This window comes from Arcobacter suis CECT 7833 (genome assembly GCF_003544815.1).
Classification (GTDB): domain Bacteria; phylum Campylobacterota; class Campylobacteria; order Campylobacterales; family Arcobacteraceae; genus Aliarcobacter; species Aliarcobacter suis.
In genome coordinates this window covers 792,158-817,934 of sequence record NZ_CP032100.1, presented here as the reverse complement: position 1 = coordinate 817,934, position 25,777 = coordinate 792,158, and the positions used below count along the sequence as shown (strand labels likewise).

Here is a 25,777-nt window from a genome sequence, read left to right as displayed (position 1 = left end):
ATTAAAATAATTTTATTTAAAAGCAATTTTGAATTATTGTTCACTTAAAGCATTTTTACTAATATCTTTAAGTGGTTTAATTATATATTGAAGTACTGTCTTTTTTCCTGTCAAAATATTAACATTTGCAACCATCCCTGGTAAAATCGGAAGATCTGGTGCAAATTGGTTTACATCTGCTTTTATTTTTGCTATATAAAAAATTGAACCATTTCTATCTTCAAAGCTATCAGGAGAAATAGAAATTAATTTTCCATTTAATAAACCATATTTAGAAAAATCATAAGCTGTAATTTCAACAGATACATCTTGACCTTCCCAAATAAATGCTCTATCTGAACTCTTGATTTTTGCTTCTATTGTTAAGGAATCTTCTATGGGAGTAATTTCAGCCATTTTATCACCAGGTTTTACAATTCCACCTTCTGTATAAAAATAGAGTTTATTAATAATTCCATTTACAGGTGAAATTACTGATTTTCTTTGTTCTCTATCAACATTTGCTTTGTTTTTTTCTATTGCTTTATTAATTTCTGTTTTAATCTCTGAATATTTACTTAATTGTTTACTTCTATTTTCTGATTCAACTGAAGCAATTTTCTTTTTTGATTCTTCAATTTCTTCTTGTAATATTGGAATACTATTTCTTGTTTCATCAATTTGAGTTACAATATTTTGTTTTTTAGATAATTCTAATATATACTCTTTTTTAGAAGCTACTTTTTTATTTAATAATTCATCTAATATTTTCATATTTTCCATAGCTAAATTTAACTCTATACTAAGATTATTAAACCTAATTTTTGTTTCTCTTAATTTATAATCTTTTTGATTGTATTGATCTTTTGCTATATCTACTTTTCTTTGATTATTTTCTAAATCTTCATAAAATATTCTAGTTTCATTTTCGATTATATCGGGGATTTTTTTCTTTAATTCTTCGGGAAATTCAATTGTTGTTTTATTGTCAATTAAAGCTTCTAATCTTACTAAAACTGCTTGAAGGCTTAATAAATCAATCTCTTTTGTAACAAATTCTGAACTAAAAAAAGCATTAGAAAGGTTATATATAATATCTCCTTTTTTTACTGTTTTTCCTTCTTCTACTAAAATCGCAGAAATAATTCCACCTTCAAGATTTTGTATAACTTTTGTTTGACCAGAAGGAACTACTCTTCCTGTTCCTTTTATTGCTTCATCCACTTCACTAAAAGTAGCCCAAGATAAAAAAATCGTAAAAAATATCATAATTGGAATTACAGTAGTGTAATAATTCCAATTTTTCTCTTCAAATAATCTATTATTCATATTATTTTTTCTCTTGTAATGCGGCTAAAACTGCATTTTTTGGACCATCTGCAACAATTTTACCTTGATTTAGAACGATTACTCTATCAACTAAATCTAAGGCAGCAAATCTATGTGTAATTACTATTAAGGTTTTATTATCTAATACTTGTTTCATATGTGTTATTAAAGATTTTTCAAGACCTACATCCAGTCCTGTTGTGGGTTCATCTAAAATCAAAATAGGAGGATTATTTAATAATGCCCTTGCAAGTGCGACTAAATGTCTTTGCCCAACCGATAAATTACAACCTCGTTCACCAACTTGTAAACCATCACCTTGTCCTGATTTTTTTACTAAATCTTCTAAGCCAGTAATTTTTATTAATTGCATCATTTTTTCTTTACTAATAGGGCTTGATAATTCAATATTTTCTTTTAATGTACCAGAAAATAAAAATGGTTCTTGGGGCATTACACCTATATTTTGTCTTATTTCAACAGGATGTATTGTAGATATTTCATGTCCATCTAAATAAACTGATCCTTTTGTTGGGCTATCAAGACCTGTTAATATTCGTAAAAAAGTACTTTTCCCAGCACCTGTTTGTCCGATAATTCCTACTTTTTCACCCTCTTTTATTTTTATATTACAATTTTCCAAAGATGCATATTTACTATTTTTATAATAAAAATCAACATTTTTAAATTCAATATTTCCTTTTATTTCACCTAAACCAATTTCAATATTTTTATCATTTTCTAATGGTAAATGCCAAAATTCATTTATATTATCTAATGATTCTTTAATCTCTTTTAACTTTATTGCCATCATTGAAGCTTGAATTACAGGAACCATTGCACGACTTGCAAGAATTGTAACTGCTATTAATCCACCAACTGATAAAGTTTTGTTATTTATTTCAAATACCCCAACTATAATAACTAAAAGCGTAACAAATTGAATTACTGTTTGAGATAAATTCATTGAAAATACATTTAAAGATTGTATTTTATGAGAAATAGAGTCTGTTACAGCGATGATATTTCTCCAATTAAAAAGTTTTGTTGCTCGAGCATTTGAAAGTTTTATTATTTCACTTCCTTGAATAGTTTCAACTAAATAAGAGTGTTTTGCTTGAACATTTTCTATGTTCTTTTTACTTAAATTTGAAATTGGAACTTGCATTGCGAAATTAAAAATAAGTACTAATATAGCAATAGAAATAGGAACTAAAGCAATCATTGGTGAAATTATAAATATAACTGCAACTGCTATAAAGAAAAAAGGAAAATCTATTACTTGTACAATAGATTTTGTAGCAAAAAAATCTTTGATTAAAGCTAATTCTCTAAATAAATTTGCCTTTGTTCCAACAAGCATACTATCATATTGTGATTGAATACTTAAAACTCTTTTTAAAAGTTCTTCTTCTAAATGAAGTCCTAATTCTTTTCCTACTTTTTCAATAATATGATTTCTAACACTTTTGAAAAATACATCAAATAAAAGAATAATTATTACTCCACTAGCAAGTACAAATAGCGTTTCTGTAGCATTATTTGGAACAACTCTATCATATACACTCATGGAAAATAAAGGAACTGCAAGAGCAAAAATATTTATAAAAAAAGTTAAAAATCCTATTTCTATATATGCTCTCCAAAATTTCTTTACAGGATTCCAAAACCACTCTTTGCCTTTAATTTGATCAAGTATTTTTTCTTTTTTAGGGTCTCTAAATACTAAAATAGCTTTTGTAAAGTTTTTTAAATAACTACTATCTTTTTTTATTTCACCATTAGTAATTGGATCATGTAAAAAACACTCTTTACCTTTTCTTTTTAAAACATATGGTTTTTCATTTTTATCAAAAACAATACATGGTAAAAAGTGATTTGGAATATCTGAAGCTTTCATATCTTTACAAACTGCTGTAAAACCAACTTCTTTTACAACATCAATTGCTAATTCTTGTGTAAATCCTTTATTTGATTTAGCACTAAAACTTATAATTGTATTTAAAGATATTTCTCCAAAATAGAAATCTAAAATATACTTTAATGTAAATAATAAAGGATATTCTTCTCTATTTAAAGTAGTATCTTCAAATATTGATTCTTCTTGAGATGTAGTACTATTTTCTTGAATTTGCAAAAAGTTACCTATTAATTTATTTTAATTTTATATTGTTTTGAAAGTTTTGCATTTATAGATTGAAATACACTTTCCCAAACTTTTGCTGTTTTTTGTCTAAACAGTTTTGCACTAGGATACCATTTTGTAGTTTCACCTTTATTTGTCCATCTCCAATCTGGAATTTTTTGTAAAGGAATCCAAACTGGTTTATTTAATGCACCTGTTAAATGAGCAACTGCAGTATCAGATGAAATAACTAAATCTAATTCATTAATCAATGAAGCAGTTTTTGAAAAATCTGTCAATTTATGTGTTAAATCAATGATTTTATCTTCAAATCCAAGTTTTTTAATATCTTCACTTCCATCACCAACTTGTAAAGAGTAAAGATTAATTTTTGGATTATTCATTAAAGGTTCAAAGAATTTTAAATCAAATACTTTTCCTTCATAGCTTTCTCCTGTTAGTGAAGCACTCCAACAAATACCAATATTAATTTTGTCTTTTTCTTTTTTAATTTCTAAATCTTTATCAAAAATAGCTTTTAAATATGGCATTTTTTTTGGTAATTCATCTATACTTTTCATATCTAAAATAAATGGCATACTCATAATTGATAATTGATAATCAAATGCTGGTGTTTCTTCACTTCTATCAACTATTACATCGATTTCATCAATTGTTTTAAATAGTTCTTTTAAACCTTCTCGACATTTTACTGCTATTTTACATCCAAATTTTTCTTTTAATTGTGGGACAAATCTTATAAATTGAATACTATCTCCATATCCTTGTTCTGAATGAAGTAATAAAGTTTTACCTTTTATATCTTCAACTCCTGTAAATAAGGGTTTAGTAAAAATATCTTTGTGTTTTATGATATGAGGAATCATCTCTTCTTTTCTAAATCTCCACTCATACTCTTTCCAACCATTTTTAAAATCTTCAGATGCTAAATACATAGTTGCTAAGTCAAAATGTGCATTAACAAAATTTGGATCTAATTCAATTGCTTTTTTATATGAAGTAATAGCTTTATCTGATAATCCTAAATATTTATATGAAGTACCTACATTACTATATGCATTTGAACCATTTGGTTCTAATTCTATAGATTTTTCATGCATTTTTGCAGCTGTTTTATAATCATGTAATTTATTATATACATTTCCTAAATTTGTATATGCACCACCATGATTTGGCATTTTAAGAATTGCCATTTCTAAAGATTCTATTGCTTTATCATAATCTTTTGCTTTGTTATAAGCAGCGCCTTTATTACTATAAACTTCATTATAATCTGAGTCTGATTGTAATGCTATTTCAAAAATCTGAGCTGATTCTTTATATCTTTTTTGTTTATATAATACAACACCTATATTATTTATAGCTTTTGCATATTTTGGATTTATTTTAACAGCTTGTTTATATGCTTCAATTGCTCTATTGCTATCACCAATTAATTCAAAAACTATACCTAGATTATTAAACATATTAAAATCTTTTGGATTTATTTTTAAAGCATCTGTATATACTCTTATAGCCATTTTATAATTTTTTATTTCTTTAAAAGCATTACCTAAATTATTATATACAAGAGTATTTTTAGGATTTAAATTGATTGCTGTAATATAATATTTTATAGCTGTATTGATATCACCTTTTATTTTATAAATAACACCTAAGTTTCCATAAATATTAGAAGACTTTGGATTTATTTTTAAGATTTCTTCATATAAAGTTTTTGATTTATCGTAATCTTTTTTATTAAAAAATTCGACTGCTTGTTCAAAAAGTTTTTTTTCTTGTTCTATCATTATATTACCTTCAAATCATTAAATTAGGGGAATTATATCTAAAAAATTTAGATTTTTGTTATATTATTTTTTCATTGGATGATGCTTTGAATTGATTATTTCATCCATTTCTAGTATTTCTATAGAACTATCTTTATGTAAACATAACATATTTACAGAGACTATATTTCCAAAAATATTTTCTTCTTCATTGAAAAAATTATTTTTATTGTAAAGCCTTGGTAAATGCCAATACATCTTATAATTTAAGCTCCATAATAACTCTATTAGCTCTTTTGAATGTTCTTGTCTATCATTTTCAACATAAATAATTGGTCTAAACTTTTTAATTAATTCACTAGCCCCTTTTATTACTGATATTTCCATACCTTCAACATCAATTTTTAGTAATTTTAATCTGTTTATTTTATTCAAAAAATTATCTAATTTTTGCTTATTTACAGTTGTTCCATTTTTAGTATTTTCTATATTTATTCCACCAAAGTTGTTATTTTTTGTAAAATCATATTCAGGAATTAATATGCTTCCATTTTCATGTGAAACTGCTTCTTGATAAGCAAATACATTTGAAATACTGTTTATTGCAAGATTTGCGCATAGATTTTGGAAAACCAATCTTTGTGGTTCAAATGCAATAACAACACCTTTTCCCACAAGTTTTGAAAGATATACAGTGTGAGCGCCAATATTTGCTCCAACTTCTATTACAATATCTCCTTCTTTACAAATTTGCTCAAAAAGTTTTGCTTCAAGATGTGAAAATTCCCCATATTTTTCTATTGATTTTCCAATATATATATCATTTTTATTATATAAAAGAAATCCATGTCTTGATTTTATAACTTTATTAAAACCAGTATTAATAACATTTTTATTCACTAAAAGCCTTTTTCTAATTTTAAAAAGAAACAATCACTAAAAAGTGACTGTTTAAGGTACATCTATAATATCAATAGTAAGAGTATTGTTACCTATAGTATAAGATGCATTATCTGTAATAGTTGATGAAGTATCATGAACCACACTAGAACTATCTGTAAATTTAATTTTTTCCACTTGAGATGAAGTTAACGATAAGGTTAAACTACCTGTATCACTTCCTGTCCATGCATTTAACATAGCTTCTGTAAAATTAAATTCTGTATTATTATCATTTGTATTTAAATTAAGTCCTGAAATATCAAGTCTTTCAATATTTGTAAATGTTGAATTTGGAGTAAAATCTGTATCAGAAGAAATATTACTTCCTGTATTTCCAGTTAATTTAACGGTATCTGTGTTTGCCCCACCATTTAAATTTCTAATACTTGAGAAATCTAAAGAGAAAGTATCATTTCCTGCTCCACCATTTATATTTGTTGGTTCATCACCACTAATTGTTAAATTATCAGAAGCTGATGATAAATTCAGTGTTTCAAATTCACTTAATTTACTAAAGTCTAAATTTCCAGTTACAGCTATTGTTCCAAAAGATAAAGTATCACTTCCACCTGCATCAACAATATCAGTAAAATTATTTCTAAATGCATTAAACTCTGTTGTATCATCGAAAGTAATTGTATCATTACCACTTGATAGATTTAATGTTTCTATTCCTTTTGCATCAATAAGATTAGCTGAATCAATAGTTCCACTATTTGTAATATTTAATACATCTGTTCCTGTACTTCCTGTATCAGAAATATTATCATTCACATCTAAATTTCCAATGGTTGCATTTATTGTATCACTACCATTTCCTAGATTAATTGTATCATTTCCACTTGAAAGAGTTAATGTATCATTTGCAGATGTTCCTGTAATTGTTTCATTTCCTGTTGAATCTGTAATAGATAATGTGCCACTTAAACTATTTGTTACTCCACTTAAATCAAGAATTTGTCCTGATGTAGTTGTTAATACTAATGAACCTGCACCATTTAATGTTATTGTTCCAGTCGTTGATACATCTAAAGAAGTTATTGTTGATGAGGCTAATGTTCCTGTATCAGAAATAGATATATTTTCATTTCCTAATCCACTTATAGTCCCAGCTGTATTTGCTGTGTATGCAGCTTGGATTTCTGCTGCTGTTCCTATTAATGCTGTAACTGCAGCTGCATTTACCGCAACTGAAGTTTTATTATCTAATGCAGTTAAATCAGTAGCTGCTACACTTCCTGCACTTACAGTTAGTGTTAAAACATCTGTTGCTGTTGCATTTACTAAATTTGTATTTAAATTAGCTGCTGTATCGGCACTTACCGTTGCTGTTACTATTCCACTTGTTGCATTTACTATTGCATTTGTATCAGTTGAAGAAATTGATCCACCTGTTATTATTACGGCTTCTGTATTTCCTGTTATGTTTAATGCATTTACTACTACTGTTCCTAAACTTGCTGTATTATAAACTTCAGTTACTGTATTTACAGTATTTACTCCTAGAGTATCTACTTTTACAGCTAAAGCAACTAAATCACTTGCATCAACACTTGTATCTGTAGTTGTAAATGTTATTACATCATTTGCATCTACATTTGTTAGAGCACCTAAAGTAGCTGTTACTGCTCCACTTGTTACTGTAGCTGTTACTGCTCCACTTGTTTTATTTGCTATTGTATTTACATTTGTTGCACTTTGTGTATCTGTAATTGTTACAGCTTCATTTCCAAGTCCAGTTATTCCAGCTGATGAATATGCTGTATTTAAATTAGCGTATGTTTCTGATATTGCTGTTATACTTGATGCATTTACTGCCATACTTGTTTTTCCATCAAGAGCTAATAAATTTGTTAATGAACTTAAACTTGTATCAGTTACTGTTAGTGATAAAGCATCAGTTGCTGTTGCATTTACTAAATTTGTATTTAAATTAGCTGCTGTATCGGCACTTACTGTTGCTGTTACTATTCCACTTGTTTTATTTAATATCGTATTAACATTTGTTGCACTTTGTGCATCAGTAATTGTTACATTTTCATCACCAAGATTTGTATAACTACTTGCATTTGTTACATAAACTGTAGTCAAATCTGCATATAAACCACTTACTGCTGTTGCTGTTACACTTATTGCTACACTTGTTTTTCCATCAAGTGATATTAAATCAGAAGCTGTCGCAGTTGCTCCATTTACTGTTAATGTTAAGGCATCTGTTGCTGTTGCATTTGATAAACCTGTATTTAAATTAGCTGCTGTATCTGCTGTTACTATTGCTGTTACAATCCCTGTTGTATCACCTGTAACTATATTTACATCACTAATTGTTGATGTTCCACTTAGTGTTGCTAAATAATTTGTTGATGTACTTATACCACTTGCAGTTGCAACTGTTGCAACTTGAGCACCTGTTCCAGTAATTGTTGTAATTGCTGTTGCATCTATTGTTACTGATGTTTTATTATCTAAGGCTATTAAATCAGAAGCAGCAGCACTTCCTGCACTAACAGTTATAGTTAATACATCTGTAGCTGTTGCACTTCCTAATGCACTATTTAGATTTGATGCGGTATCTGTTGTTACTGTTGCTGTTACTACTCCTGTTGTATCACCTAATACACTATTTATATTAGTCGCACTTGCTGTATTACTTATATTAACTGCGTAATTAGATGCTGTTGTAAATATTGAACCTGTATTATTTACTATCTCTAACATTTCAGACATAGTAGCACTTGAAATAGTAGTAACATTAGATAAATCTATTGCATTGGTACTTGCATCATTCACAGATTTAATTTGAGCACCTGTAAGTGAAGTGTCACTTAATTTTAATGTTCCTGTTCCAATTCCTGTATGCGTGTTAAATTGAGTATGACTTAAAGTTAAACTATTACCACTAGCTACATCAAATATATCTATGATATTATGTATATTTGTTCCACTTATATCTTTATTTATATTAACATCAAGGGTAACTTTTCCTGTTCCTTTTGTAACAGTAATATTGCTAAAATCATGACTACTTGCATCTGAAACTATTACTAAATTAGCTGTTCCATTCATTGTGATATTCATAGTTTTACCAGATAAATCTACTGCATTTAAAGTTAATGTATCTCCATTTGCTATAAGGATATTATTAAAATTCAATAAAGTCACACTTGATAAATCTAAACTTCCACTTAATTGTAAAGTGTTTGTCCCACCATCTCCATCAAGAGTATTAATACCTGATACATTTGAAACGATAAAAGTATCATTTCCATCTCCACCAATTATTTTTTCAATATTTTTTAAAGTATCAGTTTTTGTTCCATCAAATACAGTAGCACTTGTGTTTCCACTATCTACAGTAACTGTTAAAGAAGTTGCTACAGAACTATAACTTGCAGTATCACTTAAAGCTCCACCATCTATTGTACTTCCAAATACTCCACTTAAGTTTGCAGTATCAGCATTACTTGAAAGTGTATAATTTTCAAAGTTCACAAAAGTATCTGAACCATCACCAGTTGAAGTTCCAGCACCTGCACTTGTAACATTAAATGTAACTGCATTTGAAGATCCACTATAACTTAAAGTGTCAGTTCCCGTTCCACCTACAAAACTATTTGCATCTGAATTACCCTCAACTGTATTTGTACCATTACCCATTTGTAAATGTCTAATTTGAGAAATAGTATCTGTACTTGTTCCATAAGTTGCAATTCCTGCTTTTAAATTAACATTGACATTCGCACCTAAAACATCAGTATAATACAACCAATTAGCATCGGCACTTCCACCTATTATCGTATCACTTCCTGTTCCTGCGTAAATAGTATCTATTCCTGCTCCACCATTTAAATAGTTATTTCCACTTACACCTTTGATAACATCTGCTTGATTTCCACCTATTAAAGTGTTATTCATATTATTACCAGTTAAAGTATTTGAAACAGTAGATGAACCTTTTATTCCTTCGATATTTGTTAAGTTATCAATGAAAACTCCAGAAATATTATGACTAACACTTGTTAAAGCTCCATCATTTGCTAAAGTTACAGTTATTCCTGTCGTACTTGAACTATAATCAACAGTATCGCTATCCTCTGCACCATCTATAATATCATTGCCAGCACTTGCATAAATAGTATCATTTCCTGAACTAGCATCAATATTTTCAATTCCTGAACCACCATAAATAACATCATTTCCAGAACCTGTTTTAATAATACTTGTTCCACTTCCAGCCCAAATAGTATCGTTTCCTCCACCTGTTGTAACATTTTGAATATTTACTAAAGTATCAACTAGTCCTGTAGTTACTCCTGTATTATTTGCAACTGTACCTTGTAGACTTCCACTTAAATTTACTTTAACACTTGTTCCAAAGTCAGAATAACTCACCGTATTATTGCCTGTTCCTCCATCTATATAGTCATTTCCTGTTCCACTATAAATAGTATCATCTCCAGCATCACCATATAGGCTATTATTTCCACCCGTACCATAGATTTGATCGGCTCCATCTCCTCCATAAATAGTATTTGCGCCTACTCCACCTCTGATAAGATCATCTTGATTAGAACCTTTAATATTTTCTATATCTATAAGTGTTTGATTATATGTTGTACCACCAACTGTAAATACAGCATTTGATTGAGTATTTATATCTATTTTTACACCAGAAGTTGTAGTAACTAAACTATAATCAACACTATCACCTTTTACAGTATTAGCTCCTCCATCATATTTATCATCTCCTGAACTAGCGTAAATATAGTCATCACCTGCGCCTGCTTTAATAGTGTTTGTTGAATTATTTCCTCGAATAGTGTCATTATATTGAGTACCATCAACATTTTCAATATTTGATACAGTTCCTATTTGATTACTTCCTGCATTTTGCCAACTATTGATAAATCTATTTGCAATTAAAGTACTTCCACCATCATAAGTTAAAGTATTAGATCCTAAATTTACTACAACTCTTTGTGTTCCACCATCAAATCTTAAAGTATCAGTTCCAGTTCCACCATCAATAACATCTTGCCCTATTCCAGTATAGATAATATCAGTAAAATCTCCACCTGTAATAACGTTATTTCCAGCTTTACCATATAAAGTATTATTTCCTGAAATACCTCTGATTGTGTCATTACCTGTTCCACCTATAATAAGGTCATTTCCAGCACCACCTTCTAGAAGGTTATTTCCACTAACTCCAAAAATAGTATCATTTCCATCTCCAGCATAAATACTATCATTTCCATCCATAGCCCAAATAGTGTCATTTCCACCATATCCAAAAACAGTATCACTATTATTTGAACCAACAAAAATATCAGCATTATCTGTCATAAAAAACTGTTCAAAATCTGGATTACTTCCATCTTGATATAAATAATCAAAAGCGCCTTGTCCATCTTTTATTTTATAAAAATTATACGCTCCATCACTTAGAGTTGAAAGACCATTTATAGTTTTAGATTCTATTACAGCTGTTTGATTCGAAAGAGTTAATGTTCCTAAATCTGTTGCAAGTCCCGTATAACTAGATGCTAAAATAGAATTAAATACTATGTTTGTTCCTTGGTTTGCACCAATATCATTCCACATATCAAGAGTATCAACTCCAGTTCCACCGATTATTGTATCACTTCCATAGTTATTTGAAACTCTGTCATCTCCAGTTCCCATATCATAGACATCATCACCTGCTCCGCCTAAAACATAATCATTTCCGCCATTCATAACAAAAATTTCTTTACTTGTTGTAGAACTTCCCCATACAGTCTCACTTACAGCTGAACCTAAAATATTTTGAATATTTACTAATGTTACATTTCCATTAGTATTTCCTCCACTACCACTTACATTTCTTAAATCAATAGTTCCTCTGTAATTATCTACTAAACTTAACCAGTTGCTTCCAGTTCCTCCATCTATGTAGTCTGTTCCACCAGCATCTAAGATAATAGTATCATCTCCCGCAGCTGCAAAAATAGTATTTCCACCGCCATCAGTAGTGATTATGTTATCCCCTTTTAAAGTATCATTTTTAGAACTTCCTAGGATATGTTCTATTTGAGAAATATAATCAAAATTAGCTGTTTTAGTTCCACTATTATCTAATTCAAATATTTGAGAATAACTACCATTTAAACTTCCTCTATCTCCATCAGCATCTGTAAAAGTAACTTTAGAAGATAAATCTATACTAATACCATAATTATGTACATTTGTAAGAGAAGTATAATTTATCCAATCTTTTTCAATATCACTTCCATTTTCTTCTCCACCTATTAAAAAGTCTTTGTGGAAAGAACCAATTAAAGTATCTGTACCTAGTCCTCCATAAACAACATCACCTCGTTCAGCTCCTGCTTTTGTAGTAGCTGTGTAGATTGTATCTACTCCTGTTCCCCCATAAAGTGTATTTTCTCCACCGATTCCATAAATAATATCATCTCCACCATAACCATTAATAATATTTTTTAAGTTATTACCTTTTAGTATGTCATTATAGTTAAGAGTTCCTACTATGTTATGAATATTTCTTACATAAGTTTCTGTATTTCCATATCCATCATTTATTACTCTTCCTGTCGTTGTATCCCCATTGTCATAAGATAAATCAACATTTACTCCAGCACTTGTCGTATCATAAAAGCTAATCGTGTTGTTTCCATGAACTCCACTTGAAGTATAGAATGTTCCAATAGAAACATCTCCACCATCATATTTATCAACACCACTTCCACCAAGTAAAGTATCATCTCCTTTTCCACCAATTAAGAAGTTATTTCCAGCTGTTCCATAAATAACATCATTCCCATCATATCCATGAAGTGTATTATTAGTGTTATCTCCTCTTAAAATATCGTTATAAATAGAACCAAAAAGATTCTCGATTTCTTTAATATTTGGAGTGTATCCACCAAAAGTAATAGAATTATTGCTCATAGTTGCATTTAGTCCATTTGCTACTTCTTGAAAACTAAGCCAATCTCCACCACCATCTTTTACTGTGGTTGATCCTTGAGTGTTATCAACTTGAGTATGATTTCCACCAGATATTTCATCATTTCCAGCAGTTGCAATAATCCAGTCATCTCCATTTTCAGCTAAAATTTTATTTACTCCAACATCACCTTTTAAAATATCATTTTGATTTGAACCTGTCACATTTGCAATATTATAAATAGTATCTGTTCCACCAAATCCATTTACACTAGCTGTGTTATTAGTTAAATTTACATTCACACTTCCAGTTGATAAACTATAATTAATTGTATCAGTTCCACTTGCGTTGCTTCCAGTTATATCTCCGTTTGCATCTAAAATTGCATTTCCACCATAATAAATATTATTTCCACCATTTGCATAAAAGACATCATCTCCATCTCCACCGTAAATAGTGTCATTATAACTTGCACTTGCAGTTACTGTATCATTTCCACCATTTGCTAAAATAGTATTAGCTGCTTGTGCTTTACTTAGGTCTATAGTATCTTTAAAGTTTGTTGCAATAATTCTTTCAAAATGTGTTTTTAAACTATCTGTTCCATCTGTTAAACTCGTAATAGTTCCATCTTCACCTGTTGGTTTAAGAGTAACTGTAATACCTGATTCTGCATTTAAATAATAAAGTGTATCAACTCCTGAACCTCCAGTAAATGTATCATTTCCTGTAGCACCTATAAAAGTATTATTTCCACCTAAACTTCCATCAAGAATATCATCATCAGCACCACCATCTAAAGTGTCATTTCCTGTTCCACCATAAATAGTATCTTTATCTTTTCCACCAAATAATTTATTATTTCCAGAAGTTCCATAAATAGTATCAGCACCTTCACGACCATCTATATAGTCATTTCCAGCACCTCCTACAAATACATTGGCATATGAACTTCCATAAAGAGTATCATCTCCACTTGTACCAATTACTTTTTGAATATTAAGAAGTGTATCTTTTACTGCAACTCCTAGATTTTGGTATCCATTATCAGTTGCTTCACTAAGTCCTAAATCAACAATAACTCTATTTCCACCATCAGCAAAATTAACACTACTATAATCCATAGTGTTAATTCCTAATCCACCATCGATATAGTCGCTTCCTTTTGAAACAATAAAAGTATCATCACCGTTATATCCTAAAAGAGAATTGATTGTTGTAAATACATCATCCCCTTTTAGAATGTCATTATTTTTTGTTCCTACAACATTTTCTATATGTTTTAAAGTATCAGCATTTGCAGGTGTTCCTATTTGAGATACTTGATTTGAAACAGCTGATAAATCAACATTTATAGCTCTTGTATCTGTTATATAACTATAATCTACCCAATCACTTCCAGATTTTGTAGCTGTTGTTCCATCAAATGTTCCACCATAGATTTTATCTCCACCAAGAAGTCCCATAATAGTATCATTTCCAGCCCCACCAATTAGAGTATTTCCTGTTCCACCAAAACCAAAAATAATATCATTATTAGCTCCACCATCAATTACGTTAGCAACATTACTTCCAATTAATGTATCAGAACCACTTCCACCAAGTACATTTTCAACATTGTAAATTACATTTTTCCCATATCCAATAGAAGTTCTAGCATCTAGTGTCAAAGAAGATAATGAAAGATAATTAATAGATGTGCTATCACTTAAATTTAATGTAATAGAAACTCCACTTTCCGTGAAATCTATTAAATCTTTTGATGATATATCTGTTTCAGACCCAGCTGAACCAATAGATGAAGAATATGTCTCTCCATAAATTATATTATCACCTATTCCACCTCTGAATGTATCACTTCCTGTTCCACCAATTAAAATATTATTTCCACTTACACCATAAAGAGTATCATCTCCAGAACCTGCCCAAATTGTATTATTTTGAGTATTTCCTTTTATAAAATCATTGTTTTTTGTACCTACAACATTTTCTATATTATATACAAGCTCTTTATTTCCATAACCATCATCTTGAACAGCCCATGTTGTATCAGTTCCTATTACTTGCGTTGCTCCAAGATCTATTATTAATCCACTTGTTACATCTGCAATTGCATAATCAATTGTATCAATACCCTCTTCACCATCTATATAATCACTACCTTTTGATGAATAAATTGTATCATTTCCACTACCTGCTAAAATTGAATTTGCATTATCATCACCTCTTATAGTATCGGCTAAGGCTGTGGCTTTAATATGTTCAATTCCAACAAGAGTTGTTGTATATCCTGTAATATTTGATGTACCTGAACTTCCATTAGCGATATTTCCATCTGTGTCTAAAACTATATTAACACCTGATACTGCTATATCGTTAAAATATGCCCAATCTTCACCTGTTCCACCATCAAGAACATCAGCTCCTAATCCACCTTTTAAAGTATCAATTCCTGCTCCACCAATAAGTGTATTAGCATCACTATTTCCAAAAATAGTATCATCAAAATCTGTACCAATTACATTTTCAATACTATCAAGATATTTGGCATTACCAAAACCATCACTAATTACTCTATAACTATCAGGGCTTCCATAAGATTGATTTTTATTTAAATCAACATTAACTCCTAGTGTTCGACTTGTATTTGTAAATGCAATAGTATCAGTACCAGTATCTCCTAATATTGTATCTTCACCTTGTCCTAATACAAAATAATCATTTCCACCTTTTCCATCAAGAATATTTTTTTCATCATTTCCAATAATATAATCATTTTTTGTAGAACCTATTACATTTTCAATATTAAGAATAGTATCTGTTCCATAGTTTGCATGAATTCTTTGTGCTGAAGTATTTGTTAAATCTACTTTAATTCCATTGTAATAAATACCATTTACTTGACCTGCTATTGAATCATCATCTCCAAAATTAGTACCAGTTAAAGAACTATAATCAACAGTATCACTTCCTGTTCCACCATCTACATAGTTATTTCCACTTCCTGAAATAAGTGTGTCATTATCTGCTCCACCTTCTAGTCTATTATCTCCATCTAAACCATTAAGTATATCATTACCCGCACCACCAATTAATGTATTATTTGCAATATCACCAACTATTGAATCAGCAAAAGCTGTCCCTACAACATTTTCAATACCAAAAATAATATCACTATTACCAGTTGCTGCTACAATGGCAAAATTTGCATCAAGTCTTACAGTAACACTGCTACTTACATCTTCATAACTTACTGTATCTATTCCACTATCAGTATGTGATTGAGTTGCTGTAATATAATTTCCACCATAAATTTTACTTCCAAGTCCACCGTAAATTTTATCATTTCCATCTCCACCATAAACAGTATCACTTCCTACTGCTGTGAAAATAGTATCATCTCCACCACCTGCGTAGATTTTATCTTCACCAGTTCCAGCATAAATAATATCGCTATCATCTCCACCATCAATATAGTTATTTCCAGTTATGCCTCTAATAGTATCAGTTCCAGCTCCACCAATTAATGTATTATCTCCCGTATCTCCAATAATAGTATCATTATGAGATGTTCCAATAATATTTTCTATATTTTTAATTATGTGAGAAATAACTCCATTTATAGTTACTGTACTATCTGTAGTGTCATTTAAAGTAACTTCTATTCCTTTTGTAAATCCACTTGTATCAACAGAACTATAATCAACTGTGTCACTTCCTCTTCCAGTTACATTAATTCCATCAGTTTCATTTCCACCATCAATAACATCCCCTGCAAAACTTCCAGCAGTTGTTCCTCTAAATGTGTCGTTTCCTGTGCCTCCAAATAACCTATCAGCTCCAATTCCACTATAAATTAAGTCATTTCCAGCTCCACCATCAATATAGTTATTACCAGCAACTCCATAAATAGTATCAGCTCCACCCATACCGTAAATTGTGTTATTTTCAGCATTTCCATAAATGGTATCAGCTCCAGCACTTCCTTTTATGTTTTCAATATTAGTAATTTTGTCAGTAGCTCCATTTGCAACAGCAACACTTGCATAAATACCATCATTTATTACCCCTATACCATAAACATCTGTAGTATGAGAAATATCTAAATCAAGAATTATTTTTGTAGCCCCATTTGTACTGTAATCTATAGTATCACCAATAGTTCCATGAGCTCTACCATCAATGATATTTGATTCTGATAATTTTGTAATAAAAGTATCATCAAAGTTACTTCCTACTAAATTTTGAATATTTATTAAAGTATCTTTAACAGTGCCATTAGTAGTAGTTTTTTCAACTTCTCCTGCTTGTAAATTTGCAACTACTCCAGCTGTCAAAGCTGCAAATGTATAAAGTGCAGTATTATTCCCAGCTAGTCCATTTAAAGTATTTGCATTTGCATTTCCTCTAAATGTATCATTACCTGATGTACCTCTTACATTATTTACATCAATTACACTATCTGTTTTTATTACAGTTGTACCTGTTCTAATTTCTACATTATTTGTATTTCCAGATAAATCTGCAAAAATATTATATGAAGTATCAATTATCGCACCATAATCAACAGTATCACTTCCAGATGCAACAGCTGTTGTTCCATCCCAAGTTCCACCATAAATAGTATTTGATGCTCCAAATTTAGTAGCATCAGATGCACCTAATGAATTATAATAAGTTTTAAATACATCATTTCCACTATCACCTATTAGAACATCAGATCCAACTCCTGCATAAATAGTATCTGCTCCAATTCCACCATCTAAATAGTTATCTCCTGCTATTGCATAAATAGTGTCATCTCCACCTTGTCCCCAAATTGAGTTATTAGCACTATTTCCAGTGATAATATCGTTTTCTAAATTTGAACCTTTTACGTGTTCTATTCCATAAATATCATCGATACCTTGGTCTTGACTCGATGCTGTTCCTTTTTGGTTATTATCTGCTAAAACAATTGTCATTCCCTTAATTGCTTGAGAATAATCTATCATATCATTTACACTTGTATCAGTTAGGGCATCACCACCATATACTATATCTTTTTGATTATCAGATTGTTCGAAGATAAATACATCATCTCCTGCGCCACCATAAAGAATATCAGCACCCATACCACCTTGCAGTTCATCATTTCCATCTTCACCGTATAAAGTATCTTTTCCTTCTCCTCCATATACAGTATCATTACCATCTCCACCCCAAATGAAATCATCACCTGATTTTCCATCTATTGTGTCATTACCTGAACCTACACTATTAGCACCTTCAGCGCCACCATATAAGTAATCTCCACCATCTTGACCATAAATTAAATCATCTCCGCCCATACCTTGAACTTTGTTAAGATTAATATCACCTGTTAATGTATCTTTTTGATTTGTACCTATTAAATGTTCTATTCCACTAAAGCTATGAGAATAACCTCCAATAGTAACATCAATTCCTGTTTCAAGATTAACTGTTACTCCTGAGCTTGTAATTCCAATATAACTTAAAGTATCATTTCCAGCTCCACCGATAATTATATCTCCACCAGCATCAGCTATATCTGCATTTTCAATTAAGAATAAATCATTTCCTTCACCACCATTTAATCTATCAACTCCTAATCCACCTTTTAAAGTATCATTTCCTTCTGCACCTAAAAGAGTATTATTTAAGTTATTTCCATATAGTGTGTCGTTATTTTGAGTTCCTGTGATATTTTCTATTCCATATAATTTGTCTGTATATACTTTTGAATTATCAGAGATTAATGTCATTAAAGCTTCAGAATATCCATCACCAATAGTTGTTCCTAAATCAATAAAAAGTTTATTATTTGTATTTATATTATTACTATAATCTACCATATCACCAGTTGTATGTGAATCAGCTAATGTAGTACCACCATAAATTAAATCATCGCCTAATGAGCTTATAAATGTATCATCACCTGCTCCACCTTGAAGAGTATTTACAACACTACTTCCAGTTATAATATCGTTACTTCCACCAGCAATTACATTTTCTATTGAAATAAGCGTATCATTATCATTTGCATCAACATAAGCAATACCTGTTTCTAGATTTATAGTAACTGCTTTTGACGTTAAATATTCATAACTTACAGTGTCATACTCTGTGATACTTTCACTTTGACCTTTGTAGTATCCATAAATTTTATCAATTCCATCACCACCACTTAAAGTATCGGCTCCCGCTCCACCTTCAATTGTGTTTGAATTTGAATCAGCAAAAATAATATCATTTCCAGCGCCTGAGATAATATTTTCAATTCCTTTTACAATATCACTATCTCCACCACCTGATATTGTAACTTGCCAAGCATCATTTACACTACTTCCAACAAATAAATTAGTAGCAGCAACACTTAGATTTAAAGTAAGATTATTAGAAGAAGTTAAATTACTATAATCTAAAGTATCAATTCCAACTCCACCATCATAATAATCAACTCCATCGTTATATGCAGTTGCTTTAATAGTATCATTTCCATCTCCAGCAAGTACAGTATCATTTCCACCACGAGCTTCTACAAAATCATCACCCGCTTGAGTATTAATAATATTTATAGTGTTGCTTCCATAAACGGTATCAGCTGTATAATTAGACCCTATAACATTTTCTATACCATAAAGGTCATCTATTCCTTGTCCTTGATCTCCAGTAGAACCAACTGATTTACCCTCAATTGAACCATCAGTTGCTAGTCCTCCTGATAAAGAAAGGTCTAAATCTATTTGTAAACTTTCAAGTGCATCTGAATAATTTACAGTATCAATTCCTGCTCCACCATAAATTTTATCGCTTCCACTTCCACCTGATAAAGTGTCATTTCCATCTCCAGCATCAAGATAGTCATCTCCAGTTCCTCCAAAAATCGTATCATTTCCGGCATCTCCAAAAAGTGAATCTTTTCCACCTTCTCCATAAATAATATCATCTCCATCTAAACCTAAAATAGAGTTATTTTGTTCATCACCTTTTATGCTATCACTATCATATGTTCCTTTTATATTTTCAACATTAACAATAATATCTTTAGCAATTTGTCCTCTTACTGTAACTTGTGTTTCATTTGCACCATCAAGAGATAAAGAAATCCCATAAGTTCCAACATTTGAATCATCTTTTATAATACTATAATCAACCCAGTCACCAGTACCAGCTCCTGCATCATAATAATCAGCACCATCATCAGACCATGTGTCCATAGTGCCATCATTATTAGTATCAGTACCAGCTATAAAAGTATCATTTCCAGCTCCACTTAATATTGTATTTACTAGTGATGAACCTATAAATATATCATCTTTTGCTGAACCAATTATATTTTCTATATTTGAAATAGTATCAATGTCATCTATTCCTATTGCATTATCAACAAGAGTTTGAGCAAGAGTTGTACTTAAATTTACTTTTACTCCATTAGTTACATAATATTCATAACTAACCGTGTCATTATCAGCTCCACCATCAATAATATTTGCAACATTATCTTCATTCATTATGAATTTATCTTTAGCACTTCCACCTATTGCATTTTCAATATTTGAAAGAGTATCTTGTTCAGTTGAAGTTGAAGCAACATTGTTTTTGAAATCAATAGTAACAGCTACAGATTTATCTTCGTAACTTGCTGTATCACTTCCTTCTGCTCCATCAAGAAAATCATTTCCACTTCCTCCAAATAAAGTATCATTTCCTTCACCTGCATAAATAGTATCAGCGCCACCTTCACCTTTTAAAATATCGTCTCCAGCAAGTCCATATAATGTGTTTTTATCATTATCCCCAGTGATAGTATCATTTCCTAAACTTCCAGTAATATTTTCCATATTTTTAAGTTTATCTGTAATACTTAGACTTCCATTTTGATATATTTGAGCATCATAATAACCTTGACCATCCGCACCTGTTGAAAGATTTACTACTACTTTATCTTTTGTTGTGTCAGTTACATTGATGGTTTGATAACTAATACTATCACCATTTATCTCACCACTTTCATCATTTCCACCATCAAATTTATTTGATACTGCAAAATTTGAAATAAATGTGTCATCATATTTTGTACCAATAGCATTTTCTATTGAAAATAAGGTATCAGTTCCTTCACCTACGGCTATACCAGTTGCTAAATTTACAGTTACACCATTATTAGCTTCTGAATAAGTTACAGTATCATTTCCTTCATCACCGTATAAAGTATCATCGTTAGCACCACCTGATAGGGTATCATCTCCATATCCAGCATAAATAGTATCTACTCCATCTTCACCATATAAAATATCATTTCCACCATTTACATCTGCTCTTGAAGTATCATCTCCATAAATAATATCTGACTCTGTACCACCTCTTATAGTATCATTACCTAATCCACCTATGATTTCATCTTCACCTGAATTACCATATAAGGTATCATTATCAGCTCCACCATCAATTTTATCATTTCCGCTACCACCACTTATGATATCATTTCCAGCTTCTCCATATAATGTATCTGCATAATCTCCTGCTCCACCAAGAATAGAATCATTTCCCGCTCCACCATATATAGTATCAGATCCTTCTCCACCATCTAGGATTTCATATTGTGTTGATGTTGTTGCATTATCAGTATTATCTCCACCTTGGATAATATCATCTCCTGCTAAACCATAAATACTATCTGTTCCAGCTGCTCCATTGATTGAGTTATTTGAAGCATCTCCTTTGATAGTATCTTTGTTATTTGTTCCTGTAATATTTTCTATTTCTGATACATTATCATTTCTAACAATTGCATTACTATTTGCAGAATTTTTTAGTAGTAATTTTTGTAAAGATAAATCTACATCAACAAAATAATTTGGATTTGTAATTTGTGAGAAATCAACAGTATCACTTCCAGTTCCACCAATGATTACATCATTTTCACCACTAATAGCTGCATCTTTTACATAAAAATAATCATCTCCTGCTCCACCAGTTAGGATATTATTATTGTTATTACCAGTAAAAGTATCATTTCCAGCTCCACCAATAACATTTTCAATATTGATTAAAGTATCAGCACCTTGAGCTACACCTGCTACTGTTACTTGAACATTCGCGCTTATTGTATTTGATAAATCTACAATTATTTTATCAGTAACTCCTGTTAATGTAGAATAATCAACAGTATCATTTTCATCATTTATATTTTCTACTTGTGTTGATAAATTCATACCACCGTTAAAAGTATTTGAAACTGAATTATTCCCTTTAAAAGTATCTGCAAATCCTGAACCAATAACATTTTCAATATCAATTAAAGTATCATTTCCTTGTCCACCACCAACATTTTGTAATGCAGTTGTTCCAAGATTAACATTAACTCCACTTGTTGCTTGATTATAAAATACCGTATCAATATCAGCTCCACCATCTAAATAATCATCTCCAACTCCACCTTCAAGAATATCATTTCCAGCTCCAGAAATTAATGTATTTGCTCCACTATCTCCAAAAATTGTATCATTTCCACTTGTTCCTGTGATATTTTCTATTCCAATTAGAGTATCAACAACATTTGCTCCACTGCTTTTAATAATTACAGTATCTGTTGTACCACTTAAATCAGCAATAATATAATCTGTTGAGGCTGTTCCTGTATAAGCTGTTCCTGTTTTGTCATTTTTTAAATTAATATAACTAACAGTATCTCCGCCAGTATTATCAGCAACTCCTCCATCAAAAACATTTGCTTTTGTATGATCTGAATAAAAAGTATCTTTAAATCCTGAACCAACTATATTTTCTATATTAGTAAGAGTATCTAGTCCTTCTCCTGCACCAACTGCTTGAGCCGAAGTATCTGCTAAATCAACTGTAACACTACTTATTGCATTTGAATAATTTACAGTATCTGTATTAGCTCCACCATCTAAAATATCATTTCCAGCTCCACCAAAAAGAGTATCATTTCCAGCTCCACCAAGAAGAGTATCATCTCCTGCTTTACCATCAAGAATATCATTTCCAGCATTTCCAATAAGTGTATTTGTTAAACTATTTCCAATTAAAATATCATCACCAGAAGTTGCTATAATATTTTCTATATTTTGAACTTTATCTGTGTTTCCACCTGCAACAAGTACATTCGTAACTACATCTGCTTCACCTAAAGTTACTGTGATTTTATTTGATGAACCATAAGCGCTATAATCTAAAGTATCACGTCCTGTTCCACCATCTATTTCATCTGCACCATCATTGTAAGAAGTTGCTACAAATGTATCATCTCCAGCTCCTCCTTGAAGATTATCATCTCCAGCTTTACCTTCAATTTTATCGTTTCCATCAAGACCTAAAAAGAAATTTGCGGCTGCATTTCCTATAATAGTATCATCATTACTTGTTCCATTAATATTAACAATACCATATAATTTATCTGTTGATTCTAATGTTGTAAAGCCATCAGAAGCAAGGGTACTACTAGATTTTAAAACTTCCGAATAAGAATTTCCTTTTGCATCAAGTATTGTTGTACTTAAATCAACATAAATTCTTTTTGCATCTGCATAATCTACTTTGTTATATTCTCCAACTTCTACTGTATGAATACCATTAGTATCAACAGAGCCTCCATACAGAATATCATTGCCTTTTGTAGAAAAGAAAATATCATTACCTTTTGCACCAATAAATGTATCTACATTATCTGAACCTGTTAAACTATCTGCATAATTTGAACCAATAACTATTTCTATTCCACTTAAATCATCACTATTATCAAATCCATCTTGAGTAACTTCAATTGTATTTTTTAAATTTACAATTATTCCTTTTGCTGCATCTGAATAATCTACTGTATCTTGACCATCTCCACCAATAAGTGTATCATCTCCAGCACCACCTGATAGAGTATCATTTCCAGCTTCACCTTTTAAAATATTGTTAAATTGATTTCCTCGAATAGTGTCATTTCCAGCACCACCAATAATATTTTCAATATTTTTAATATAATCATTTGAACCATTTGTAACTGTTACTGTTGAAACAGCTGTATATCCTGCTGTATCAGACGTAATTCCAAGATTTACATCAATAGCTCTTGTTGCTCCTAAGGCACTATAATCAATAGTATCACCTTTTCCACTATATGAATTACTTGAACTTTGTGTTCCTATGGCATCTATTGTATGATTTCCACCATCAATATAATCACTACCATCATTGCCATCTTCAAATATTTTATCTTGACCACTTAAAAAATCATTATCAAGTCCAGCCATAAAAGTGTCATCACCATCGCCACCTAATAAAGTATCATTCCCACCAAGACCAGCTATTGTATCGCTTCCACTTCCACCATCAAGAATATTTTTATCATTGTCTCCACCTATATAATCATTATATATCGTACCAATAATATTTTCTATCTCTTTTAGGCTATCCTGTTCTGTTCCAATTATTGCTGTTGCATATGTTGTTATTGAATTTATATTAATTAAATTTACATCTAAAGCTGATAGTTTTGAAGAATAATTTACAGTATCTCCATTTACTTCATTAGTTTCTCCACCAATTAAAGTATCATCACCATCACCACCTCTTAAATCATCATCACCTGCACCACCATCAAGAATATCAGCTCCAAGTCCACCAATTAAAATATCGTTTCCATCTTCACCATATAGAACATCTGATTCATATCCACCATCAAGAATATCAGCTCCTGCTCCACCCCATAAAGTATTTTTAAAAGCATCTCCAGTTAAAGTATCATTTCCAGCACCACTTTTAATGTTTTCAATATTTACTATATTATCTGTATAAGTTGAAACACCAGAGATTATTGTTGCAGTTACACTTGTTGACGTATCTAGTGATAATATTAAATTTTGCGTTGAAGTAAGATTTGAATAATCAGCAATATCTCCACTTCCATCTCCCCCATCAACAGTATCTATTCCATCATTTGCTCTTAAAATAAATACATCATTTCCTTCTCCACCTAAAAGAATATCATCTCCAGCTAAACCTTCAATAGTATCATTTCCTGCTAATCCTTCTATTTTATTAGCATTATCATTTCCAATTAAAGTATCACTTTGTGCAGATAAATTTGTACCTATGATATTTGTAAAGTTTTTAATTGTATCTCCATCTGAAGACGTTTCAGTAGATAAATTAACTGTTACAGAATTATTAAAGCTTTTAAATGAAATTGTATTAGTTCCAACTCCTCCATCTAAATAATCAGCTCCTGCTCCTCCATCAATAGTATCATCTCCACCAAATCCTAATATACTATTTGCTAAATTATTTCCTGTGATTTCATCATTTCCAATATTTGAACCATAAATATTTTCAATATTTGCAATTGTATGATCAGCTGTAGTATTCCCAACTTTTACATCTGTTGTAGCACCATTATCTTCAAGAACTAATGTGATTTTTGAAGTTACATTTCTATAATCAATCGTATCATTATCTTCTGCTCCATCAACTGCATCACCTGTAAAACTTGTATCTACAAATACATCATTTCCGGCATTACCAATTAATTTATCATTCCCTAGTCCACCACTAATTGTATCACTTCCTAGTCCACCACTAATCGTATTACTCTCAGCATTTCCTTTTAAAATATCATCACCACTACTTCCTATGATATTTTCTATATTA

Annotated in this window: 5 protein-coding genes (1 of these 5 only partly in view); all 5 read right to left on the bottom strand. The window is 30.6% G+C overall.

Going from position 1 to position 25,777, the window contains the following annotated elements:
- Nucleotides 1–33: 33 nt before the first annotated feature.
- Complete coding sequence (locus ASUIS_RS04145; protein WP_118885816.1) at nt 34–1,308, bottom strand: HlyD family type I secretion periplasmic adaptor subunit; 1,275 nt, start codon at nt 1,306–1,308, stop codon at nt 34–36.
- Nucleotide 1,309: 1 nt separating this feature from the next.
- On the bottom strand, nt 1,310–3,445 hold the full coding sequence (locus tag ASUIS_RS04140; protein ID WP_192894441.1) for a type I secretion system permease/ATPase: 2,136 nt from the start codon (nt 3,443–3,445) through the stop codon (nt 1,310–1,312).
- A gap of 11 nt (nt 3,446–3,456) precedes the next feature.
- Nucleotides 3,457–5,244, bottom strand: a complete 1,788-nt coding sequence (locus tag ASUIS_RS04135; RefSeq protein ID WP_118885814.1) for a tetratricopeptide repeat protein — start codon at nt 5,242–5,244, stop codon at nt 3,457–3,459.
- A gap of 63 nt (nt 5,245–5,307) precedes the next feature.
- The gene (locus tag ASUIS_RS04130) at nt 5,308–6,123 is read right to left on the bottom strand and encodes an FkbM family methyltransferase (protein ID WP_192894440.1); all 816 of its coding nucleotides are present in this window, start codon (nt 6,121–6,123) and stop codon (nt 5,308–5,310) included.
- A gap of 51 nt (nt 6,124–6,174) precedes the next feature.
- Nucleotides 6,175–25,777 carry the 3' portion of a hypothetical protein gene (locus ASUIS_RS13980; protein ID WP_328587676.1) on the bottom strand. 12,602 nt of this gene lie beyond the right edge of the window, so only the last 19,603 of its 32,205 coding nucleotides appear in the window; its start codon lies off the right edge, out of view — the gene reads right to left on this strand; it ends in the stop codon at nt 6,175–6,177.